Raw genomic sequence first — 9,451 nt, 5'->3', positions numbered from 1 at the left:
TTGGTGCGTTCCTAGACAGCTCGCACTTCACTCGGAGGTCTTCTTCATGTCACCACGCCACGCCGTACCTAACGTCCATGGTCAGTACACCTAGTTGAGCACGTACTACTCGCGCTGGGTCGGCTTGGCGCCGGCGAAGAGATCGGGGACGCCCTCGCTCACGGGTTACGCCTCTCGTCTCAGTATTGCTATGTGAAATGGCTCTAGGCGATGAGCTCTGCGTACCGAGCGAATAGGATCTCTTGGCGCTGTAGCTGGTTGTCGCAGCCGCTAGTGGCGCCGAACGCGGAGTCGACGAGGCGGTCGAGTTGTTGGTGTGCGGCAGCGAGTTTGGGATCCATCGTGTCTGGGCTGTAGTGGTCGGCGAGGGATCGCGACGGGTGTAGCGCTCGAGCGGCGAGTACTTGTTGGCCGGCGTAGATGATCTGGTCGCGTAGCAGGGTGTCGATGGTGGGTAGCGGCAACGTGTTCCAGGTGTAGGTGCTTGCGAAGCGTGGATCTGATTTGATGCGGCCACCGACGGTTTTTTGCCAGGTCAGAAACATTGATGAGGAGATGAGGGCGAAGAAGAATCCGTCCGGGTCGTCGACGACGAAGTTGTGATCGCCGGAGATGACGTCTGGATCGAATCGTGCGGCCGGGTAGTACTGGTAGTTCTCGGAGACGTGCCTGGGGATGCAGAGGTAGGTCGAGGTTGGCTGCTGCACGCGGTTGAAGCGCCATGGCGTGGCGGCGGCGGCGCGGACGCCGACGTCTTTGGCAACCTCTGAGCGGAAGTGACGTACGTGCTCGATGCGGGCTTGCAGGAATGGGGAGTTGGCTACATCGGTGGGTAGCTCGTCGTCGGGAATCCAGATGCACCAGCGGGGTGTGCCGTGCAGGAGCTCGCGTGCTCCGACGAACGGGCGCAGGTACTTGGCGGCGACTGTGTCGCTGGGGTCGAGCTCGGTGTAGTCAGTGTGTTTCACGAGCAGGCCGCCGCTGTCGACGTCGTCTGTCGTCTGCCGTCCGTCGGCTGCCATTGATCCGAAGCGGATGTCGCTGTCGAGCTGCGGGTTGAGAGCGCGCCGGCGGTCGGTGACCAGGACGTTGGGGCCATCGACGAGGTAGGCGTTGATCGTTGGCACGTCGAGTTCGATGGGCTGTGAGGTCGGTGTGGGGTATTCGAACAGTCGATGCCGCCGGGCGGGGCGGTTGCTCATCCCGATGATGACGCAGTGCACGACCGCCTGGCCCAAGGCTTCTGATGACCATGCGAAGGTGCGGTGGGCGAAGGTGATGTGCCAGCCGCGGGCGAACAGGTAACCGAAGACGGGGGCGACGACGACGCCTTGGGCCATCGAGTTGGTGCTGACGAAGGCCCACTGGCCGGGGATGTCGCCGAAGTAGTCGACCGCTTTGGTGAACCAGCTTGTGACGTAATCGGCTTCGCCGGAGTAAGCGGTGCCCCAGACGTGCTGCATGTCAGCGGTCTGTTGGGCGGTGCGCTGCTTCTTACCCGCGTATGGCGGGTTGCCGAACACCACCATGGCCGGTGACGCGGGCACGACTTTGTTCCAGTCGACTCGCAATGCATTCGCGTGCACGATGGTTGGCGCAATGGTGATTGGCAGGCGGTCTGGCGATTCGCCGAACTCCTCAGCCATCTGTTGATTGGCGAGGTGATCCACCAACAGCATTGCGGTCTCAGCGATGCGAGCTGGCCATTCCTCTATCTCGATACCGAAGAAGTGGTCGAGCGTCACCCTGATATTGGCCGTCACATCGAGCGAGAGCTGTGCGCGCTCGACCTTTTTTCCCGCTGCGATCGCCTCCATGTCGAGGTCTCGGCGTCGTTTGAGGAGGTCTAGCTCAAGAGCACGTAGTTCGCGGTAGGCGACGATGAGGAAGTTCCCGCACCCACAGGCCGGGTCGAGGAAGCGAAGCTGGCCGAGCTCGTTGTGCAGCTTGGTGAGTTGGCCCTTGTCGTCCCAGGCCCGGTCCAGCCGAGCGCGATACTCATCGAGAAACAGGGGCTCGATTGTCTTGAGGATGTTCTGCTCCGTGGTGTAGTGCTCACCGCCATGTCGACGCGCCTCCCTGCTCTTGACCGTCTGAAACATGGATCCGAAGACCGCTGGCGAGATCACAGACCAGTTGAAGCTGCACGCCTCCAGCAACGCACCGCGGAACTCCGCTTTCAATTGCGGCAACCGCAGTGGGTCCTCGAACAGTCCACCGTTGATGTAGCGGAAAAAGCTGAGCGGGCTGCCCGCCTCCACGGTCCGGCGATCAACCGGGGTGTTGAGCACCTCGAACAGTTCGATCAGATCGGTGTGAAGAGTCTCCGCGCTGGTGTGGTTGCGTAGGTGATTCTCGAAAAGTGCAGGTGGTCGCCACATGTCAGCGTCATCACCGAACAAGAGGAACAGGAGCCGCGCGAGCAGCAGAGTGGCGTCATGCTCACCAACACCGGCGGATTCGAGGTGGGTGTACAGCGTGCCCATGAGCCGTGCGGCCGCGACAGACGCCGTCTCGGCTTCTCGGTCGAACGCATCACGCATCCGATCGAGCAGCGTGACGAGCGGGAGATCTTCGTCGAAGTCGAGCTCGATCGCTTGAAGTCGATCGGCGAGATGAGTGGTGCGGTCACCGTTGTGGTACTGGTGCACAACGAGTTTCGCGTTGCTTGACGCGAGTTGCTTCCGGCGCGGCCACCGCCATTCCTGTCGGTGCTCATCGGTGAAGATAACGAGCCGTTCCAGGTTGTCCTTCCCGACAAGGACGTCGATTTGCCGCTGCACGGGGCGGGGTGGCAGTACCGGGCAGTGCCAGATGCGTAGGCCCTTGTAACCGGCCACCTGATTGAGGGTGTAGTCGGTTCCGTCGATTTCGAGCGTCAGCGGCGGACGGTCCGGGTTGTCCCAACCGAGTTCGTCGATAAACAGGGTGCGGAATTCGTGGGCGTCGACGAGATCGAGGAGTCGATTGTCAGTCATTCAGCGATTCCCATGCTGGAGACGATGCGGATCGGGTCTTTGCCGCTGCGGGCGGTGACGGTGAGATCTCCGTCGCGGTGCAATGCGGTGATCAGCGTGGCGAGTTCGTCATCGCTTGCCTGATTGCGGATGGCCCGACGGAGCCGGTTCTCGGCGTCCTTGGTGAGCGGATGTTGATACAGGTCGTCGAGAGCCGCCGAGGTGTCAGCGTTGTGGTTGTGCAGTGTGGCGCCCAAGCGGTTCCACAAGGTTCGACGGACTCCCCTAAGCCGTCCGGCTGCAAGGGTTGGGGTGGCCAGTGGGCCGCGGACCAGGGTCTCGATCAGCTTGTCGTGGTCCTCAGCTGGCTCCAGACCGGGTTCTTCAGGAGCCGCTTCGAAGGTCTTGAGCACCTCGTGGCCAGTGAGCAGCGATGTGGCGCCGTCCGAGGTGACGCGTCCGAATCCGTCCACGCCGGAGTCGGTGCGGACGTAGCACACCACCCCAGTGTCGTTGTCGGTCATACGCTTTCGGCGGGTGGCGGAGATCATGTCGGGTAACCCTGCGACCTTCGCCGCGAGGTCTGGGTCGTTATCAGTCGCCTGTGTCCAGTGTTGGTAGGCGAGGCTCGACGCGTCGACCTCGTCTCCGGAGTCGTTGTCGTCGAGACTCCCGTTGTAGAGGTCGGCGATGGTTTGGGTCTCGCCGGCGGAGCCGAAGAATAGCTCGTCGGAACCGAAGGCCTCCGCGTTGGCGTGTAGGCGAGCGCTGATCCTGCGACGCAGATCGATGACGTTGTCGACTGATTCGTGGAAGAAGGAGTACAGCAAGACGGTGTCAGCCTGTTGTCCGACACGGTCGACACGGCCGGCGCGCTGGATGAGTCGGATGATGGCCCATGGCAGGTCGTAATTGACGACGATGTGCGCGTCCTGCAGGTTCTGCCCTTCGCTGAGCACGTCAGTGGCGATGAGGACCCGCAGTTCCTCGTCGGGTGTGACGTCGGGTTCGTGGCCGGGCAGGGTGTTGGAGTGTGGGGAGAATCGCTGCGCGAGGCGGGTCGGGTTCTCGCTGTCACCGGTGGCGACGCCGACCTTGTCGATGCCCGCAGCCTTTAGCGCGGCCCCGATGTACTCAGCGGTGTCCTTGTACTCGGTGAACACCAGAACCTTCTGGTCCGGGTGGTCGGACTGGAGCAGGTGGATGAGTGCGTCGAGCTTGGAGTCGGTCGCCGGCTTCCAGTCGCCGTAGAGGGTGAGCAGCCCCCGCAACGCTGCGGTGTCTTTGAGCAGAGCCTCGCGCAGCGCGGGGGTGAACAACTCCGGGCGGATCCACGTCAGGCCGGCTGGGTTGGTCGCCTGTAGTTGCGTGTAGCGCCCCTCCGCGCTGGCCAGCGTGTCTTCGTCGTCCTCGTTATTCGGGTCGTCGTCCTCACCGAACTGGTTCTCGGTGATCGTCCCGGCGGGGATCGCCAGCCCGTTGTCGATCGCGTACAGGAATAGCTCGTTGCGGGCGACGTGCCGCTTCAGCGACAAGGTGAACGAGTGCCCGCAGGATGAGAGCCGTTTGTAGAAAGTGGTGCGGACGAACCCGGCGACGTGTCCCCTGCCGCGGGCCAGGTTGTCGATGAACTCCTGCTCGGCTTCGGTCGGTGCCGCGGTAGGTGAGAGGTAGTTGCCGAGCTCGTAGCGGGGCAGACACAACGCTGTGATGGTGTCCAGAGTGATGTCGCCAGCCATGAGCGCCGCGGGGTCGTTCTTTCCGAAGGAGTGGTCTACGGGCTTCGGGATGCGTTGTGGGAAACGGAATCTGCTGCCGCCGGCGAATTCGAGATACTGGCCTTCGGCGTCGGTCTGCGCGAAGTTGTTCTTGATGAAGGTGCGGGTCCGACGCACCAGGTGCTCGCTCATCAGACGCTTCCAGTCGTCCGGGTCCTCAGACCGCCGGAACGCCGCCATTGTGGTTGTCTTTCCATCGACCTTGTCCACAAGCTGTGGGTCGGCGGCGATCGCATTGACCGGGGCGATGCCCAAGTCATCGTCGTCATCGATGTAGAGGCCGAGCTGGTTGGCGACATCCTGGAAGCGGATGTTGTAAGGGGTGGCCGTGAGCAGCAGGGCTTTGCTGTCGTTCGCGTCGATGTAATTCCGGATCGCCTGGTAGTCGCGGCGGGTTTCGTTGCGCAGCGTATGGGATTCATCGACGATGACCAGCTGGTACCGGCGCAGCGTGGGCAGCATCGCATGGGCCATAGAGTAGGGAACCACCCGGCCGTGTAGGTCGTAGGCCTCGAAATGCTCTTCCCACATCTTTACCAGGTTCTTCGGGCACACCACTAGCGGCATGTAGCCGTGCTCATCGCGCAGCATCAACGCGACCGCGATCGCCGTTAGTGTCTTGCCGAGACCGACGACGTCTCCGAGCATGGTCCCGCTGCGCGTCATGATCCGCCTGGCTAGGGTTTGCACGGCGGTGGCCTGATACTCCAGCAGCTGCTCGCGGATGACACTCGGCACCGAGTATTCGGCCAGGCCTTCGCGAACGTCGCGGGACAGGTCGTAGCAGACCTTCAGGAACACCTCGTAGGGCCGGCGCGGTTCCCGTCGCGCCCAAGACTCGTCGAGCAGGTCGAGCAGGTCAGCGGTGATCGGGCGGCTGAACTTGTCGTCCCACCTGTCGGTGAACCACTCTGCGAGGTCCTTCGCCGCGGTGGTGTCGAGAACATCGACGTTGAGCTCGAAGTTCACAGTAAGACCAGGCCGCGTGAGGTTCGACGACCCGACGAAACCGGTGATCGGGTTGTTGAGGTCCTCGCGGTGACAGATGTACGTCTTGCCATGCAGTGGGCGGCGTGTATGCACTTTTATCTCGATGGCACCCGAGGCCAAGAGATCGCGCAGCGACTGCAGCACCGCCCGGTCCGTAGCGGTGGGCAGTCCCCGCATGACCTGCACCCGGAGCTGTTCGATCAGGATCGCCTTGCGGTCCCGCGCGGCGTTCGCATCGGCGTCAGATTCACCGGTGCCTTCCAGGTCCGCTTGCAGTGCGTCGAGAGTCTCCTGCTGCACGCCCGCGGTGACCATGCCGATGAGAATCCGGACGATCGGTGGGTCGCCCTCGTTCCTGCTCTCTGCTTTGTCTCGGACCAACTGGTCGAAGACGGCCCAACCGCGCAGGTTGAAGTAGCCGACCGCAACGTCCATGGTGTTCGACACCTGCAGTGTCTTCTGCAGGTGTGAGCCCAGGTCGAGTTTGATGTTGTCGAAGATCCGCGTCACCGCTTGCGCCCGCTTCCCCGTGAGTCGGTAGGTCCCAGATTTTTCTACAGCAGCGAACCGACCGTCCCGGTAGCTACGCGAATCTCCATCGATTTCCGTACCCGCTTGGTCAGTGTGGTCATCGGAAGTCTGCCGACAGCAGCGGTAGCAGGATCTCGGCGACCTCGGTCATGTTGTACCGTGCCACCAGCTGCTCAAGGATCTGCTCCGAGGTCTGCGGCGGGTTGGTTCGGCGATTCGACATCTCTCGTAACGCGCGTAGTCCTGCATGCGGGTGTGCTGACACTGTGTTGGCGGCGAACTGATGTGGGTGCACCGTCTCGATATCAGCTTCCACGAGCACGCTTGCCGTGCTGAACCCAGCCCTGCGATCGTCGGTGACGATGGCGTCAGCTTTACCGACGATCGCAGCGTGGGCGACGTGGCCGTCATCGAGATCATCGAGGTCATAGCTGTACTCCCGGTCTTTGGGTGCATGAATCTCTGAGCCCGGAAACGCCTGCTTCAGCTGATCGAGAAGGTGCTGACGGCGACCGGCGCTGTTAGTGATCCCGCGCCTCTCGTGCAGTCCCGCGAGTACGTAGTCCAGCTCGAGAAGGATCCCAGACCCCCACAACGGGGCGTACGCCTCCTCAGCGGCCAGCTGCAACAGGAAGTCGCGTTGGAGGCTCGGCACAAGGGCGCAGGTGTCGAGAACAGCGCGATACACGTGGGCGAATCTCTCAGATTCCGCGGGCGATCAACGCTTGCGTTTGGCCTCGGCGAGCAACTCGGCAACCTCGTCGGCGCCGGCATCTGCGAACTCCTCCGAGCTCTCGGCGATGAATCGGTTGCGCCGGGCGTGAAGCTCCTCCCGGTAGGCCAGGACATCAGCAAGCCGCAGCTTGCGTCGGACCGTGCCTGGCACGTGGGCGTCTAACTCGCCGTCATCGATGAGGCGAACCACCGTGGGACGGCTCAGGCCGAGGATCTCGGCGGCCTGCTGGGTGGAGATTTCCTGGTCGCGGGTCAGGATGCTGATCGACTGGCCGTGGCTGAGTGCGTGGGCGGCACGCTTGAGGACCTCGTGAAGCTGTTCGGTCAGTTCGACGCGGTCGTGTTCGCTCGCACCTGACAGGAAGAAGGCAGGCTCAGGAGAGGTCCCGTGACGGGCCTCGTGTGCCTCGATGAAGCTGACGACATCGGCAAGCCCATTGGCATCGGCCGGAACCGGGCTGACAATCTCCGCGGAGGCGCTGCTCATGGGTCTCACTTCCTTTCATCTCACCGCTGGAACCCGACTAATCGTAGCAGAGTTACGAAAATTACGAAAAGGAAAGGGTGAACTACACCGAGCAGCACAGCACCGCTGCGTCACCAGGGAATCCACTCTTCGGCAATCACTCAGCCCTATGCGGCCCGCCGTCCCCAATCGCCTTTGCCGTGCTACTACGCGCCGTCGGGGGCCCGAGACACACTTCGCACGCTGTGGCCGCTCTCTCCATGACTTTCCCCTCGCCGTGGAATCATTCGGACGTCGAGCGTCAGCTCGGGGAGGGGCGGTCGGTCGATGGCGAGACCTCAGCGGTGGGAGCTGCTCCTGCGGGCGTCGCAGCAGGAGGCCCTGCTTGCAGTTTCGTTGTTCAACGACCCCGGCCGCGAGCGGGCTCTTGAGGGCTTCATCGTCCACATGCACATCGCGTGGACTTATGCGTTTCAGGCGAAGTGGCTCCGGGCGGCAAGGGACTACCACGTTCTGTTGAGCGAGCGGCCCCGCAGGTACAAGTACATCAACGGCGAACGCATGTCCCAATCCGTGGAGTGGTTCGTCAAGCAGGAGTTTTCCGACAACCCCGCTGTGCGGGCCAACCTAGAGTTCTTTATCGAGCTGCGGAACAAGATTGAGCATCGTCACACGGGAAGCGACGAGGCACTGCGCACGGTGGTCAACGGCGAGTGCCATGCGATGTTGCTCAACTACGAGGCTTTCACCACCGAGTTCGCCGGGGCCAAGCACTCTCTGGCTCACAGGCTGCACTTCCCCGTGTTCATCGGTGGGTTCACCGACCAGGGAAAGGCGGATCTGTTGAAGCTCACGAAGACCCTGCCCGCGGACCTGAGGCGGTTCCTCGCCGAGTACGACGCAGGACTCGATGACGAGGTCTCGCGTGATCCCAGGTACTGCATGCGGCTGACCGTGTTGTTGGAGAGCGGCAATCGAAAGGGCGACCTCTCGCTACAGTTCATCAACCAGCGCGACCTAACCCCGGAACAGCAGCGCGCCGCCGAGGAGATCGCCGCCAACGGCGGTCTCGTCATCACAAAGACCAGGACCCAAGTTGTCACGAACGCCGACAAGTTCAAACCCGGGCAGGTTGCGCAGAGAGTCGAATCCGCAATCCCCTTCCGATTTAAGCCCTCACACGAGATGGCCCACTTCTGGCGGAAGCACAACGTCAGACCTCCCAAGAAGGACCCGAACCCGAAGAACACCAAGGCTGAGTGGTGCGTCTACGACACTGCCCATAGCGACTATCTCTACACCGAGGCGTGCGTCAACTGGCTGATCAAGAAATGTGCAAACGAGAGTGGATTCCGCGAGGCGACCGGGCTAGAGCCCAGGCGCAAACCCGCGCCGCGTTCCAATGCCTCCGTTCAATTCGACGATGACGGTGGCACGAGCGGGTAGTCGGAGCAGCTGAGCAGTTCCGTATCCAGGGGCGTCGCTAGATGCATGCTCACGCTCATAGGGTTCGGTCATGGATAACGAGATTTGGCCCAGGATGCCCATCGAGAGCACTGAACCAGGCGTGCCTGACTTCCCCCGATGGGGCGATGCGGCGCCCTTTGTCGCGCTCTCCGAACGCCTGTTCTCGAAAACGTGCACGTTGGCCAGCGATATCGACGACTTCGGAACCCGCGTGAGCGATCCCGCGGTGGTCAATCACATCGTCAATCGGCTGGCGGGCATGAGCTTCATTAGCGCCGACATCGTCCGCTCGTTGGCGGGCAAGCTCGACCGGTCAATGATCGATCTCGATCATTGGCTTGAGGTATTGGAGGCGTTCGACGGCGCCAAACGCGCGCTTCAGGAGGCGAGCGGAGCAACGCAAGCCGCCACCGAGGTCATGCGCAATCACATGCAGATCCCGCGCTGAGGCGAGGAATTGTCAATACCTGTGGATCGGCTTGTTTCAGGCGACCTCCGTTCCAGTTGATTCGGTCGGTGCCGAGTCC

Annotated in this window: 7 protein-coding genes; 3 read left to right on the top strand and 4 right to left on the bottom strand. The window is 62.3% G+C overall.

The annotated features are described in order from the left end of the window. Positions 1 to 203: 203 nt before the first annotated feature. A complete protein-coding gene (locus tag ACJH6J_RS29415) occupies positions 204 to 2,486 on the bottom strand; it encodes a class I SAM-dependent DNA methyltransferase (protein WP_406804968.1) in 2,283 nt (760 codons plus the stop codon). Here ACJH6J_RS29415 and ACJH6J_RS29410 point away from each other — a divergent pair. Next, positions 2,439 to 2,672: a hypothetical protein gene (locus ACJH6J_RS29410; protein WP_406804967.1), complete on the top strand. Its 234-nt coding sequence runs from the start codon at positions 2,439 to 2,441 to the stop codon at positions 2,670 to 2,672. The two genes, ACJH6J_RS29415 and ACJH6J_RS29410, sit on opposite strands and share 48 nt — an antisense overlap. Before the next feature lie 302 nt (positions 2,673 to 2,974). Here ACJH6J_RS29410 and ACJH6J_RS29405 read toward each other — a convergent pair whose 3' ends face one another. From ACJH6J_RS29405 to ACJH6J_RS29395, 3 genes are all read right to left on the bottom strand, one after another. Further along, a complete protein-coding gene (locus tag ACJH6J_RS29405) occupies positions 2,975 to 6,235 on the bottom strand; it encodes a helicase-related protein (RefSeq protein ID WP_302379060.1) in 3,261 nt (1,086 codons plus the stop codon). A 118-nt stretch (positions 6,236 to 6,353) separates the two neighbouring features. Then, the gene (locus tag ACJH6J_RS29400; protein WP_302379058.1) at positions 6,354 to 6,944 is read right to left on the bottom strand and encodes a PIN domain-containing protein; all 591 of its coding nucleotides are present in this window, start codon (positions 6,942 to 6,944) and stop codon (positions 6,354 to 6,356) included. Between the two features lie 30 nt (positions 6,945 to 6,974). Beyond that, positions 6,975 to 7,478 carry an excisionase family DNA-binding protein gene (locus tag ACJH6J_RS29395; protein WP_302379057.1) on the bottom strand — a complete coding sequence of 168 codons (504 nt, stop codon included), beginning with the start codon at positions 7,476 to 7,478 and terminating at the stop codon, positions 6,975 to 6,977. A gap of 306 nt (positions 7,479 to 7,784) precedes the next feature. On the opposite strand from ACJH6J_RS29395, the gene ACJH6J_RS29390 reads away from it, so the two are divergent. Together ACJH6J_RS29390 and ACJH6J_RS29385 are read left to right on the top strand one after the other, a co-directional pair. Next, positions 7,785 to 8,903 carry a DUF3644 domain-containing protein gene (locus ACJH6J_RS29390; protein WP_302379054.1) on the top strand — a complete coding sequence of 373 codons (1,119 nt, stop codon included), beginning with the start codon at positions 7,785 to 7,787 and terminating at the stop codon, positions 8,901 to 8,903. Positions 8,904 to 8,973: 70 nt separating this feature from the next. Then, the gene (locus tag ACJH6J_RS29385) at positions 8,974 to 9,372 is read left to right on the top strand and encodes a hypothetical protein (RefSeq protein WP_406804966.1); all 399 of its coding nucleotides are present in this window, start codon (positions 8,974 to 8,976) and stop codon (positions 9,370 to 9,372) included. Positions 9,373 to 9,451 lie beyond the last annotated feature (79 nt).

Source organism: Mycobacterium sp. SMC-18, from assembly GCF_045310895.1.
GTDB lineage: Bacteria > Actinomycetota > Actinomycetes > Mycobacteriales > Mycobacteriaceae > Mycobacterium.
The sequence above is the reverse complement of the archived record's forward strand: the minus strand, read 5'-3'. Positions and strand labels throughout refer to the sequence as shown.

Excerpts from the sequence above, each read along its gene's own strand:
- ACJH6J_RS29410 (WP_406804967.1), top strand. The coding sequence starts at position 2,439 with ATGCTCACCAACACCGGCGGATTCGAGGTGGGTGTACAGCGTGCCCAT.
- ACJH6J_RS29415 (WP_406804968.1), bottom strand. The coding sequence starts at position 2,486 with ATGGGCACGCTGTACACCCACCTCGAATCCGCCGGTGTTGGTGAGCAT.
- ACJH6J_RS29395 (WP_302379057.1), bottom strand. The coding sequence starts at position 7,478 with ATGAGCAGCGCCTCCGCGGAGATTGTCAGCCCGGTTCCGGCCGATGCC.
- ACJH6J_RS29390 (WP_302379054.1), top strand. The coding sequence starts at position 7,785 with ATGGCGAGACCTCAGCGGTGGGAGCTGCTCCTGCGGGCGTCGCAGCAG.
- ACJH6J_RS29385 (WP_406804966.1), top strand. The coding sequence starts at position 8,974 with ATGGATAACGAGATTTGGCCCAGGATGCCCATCGAGAGCACTGAACCA.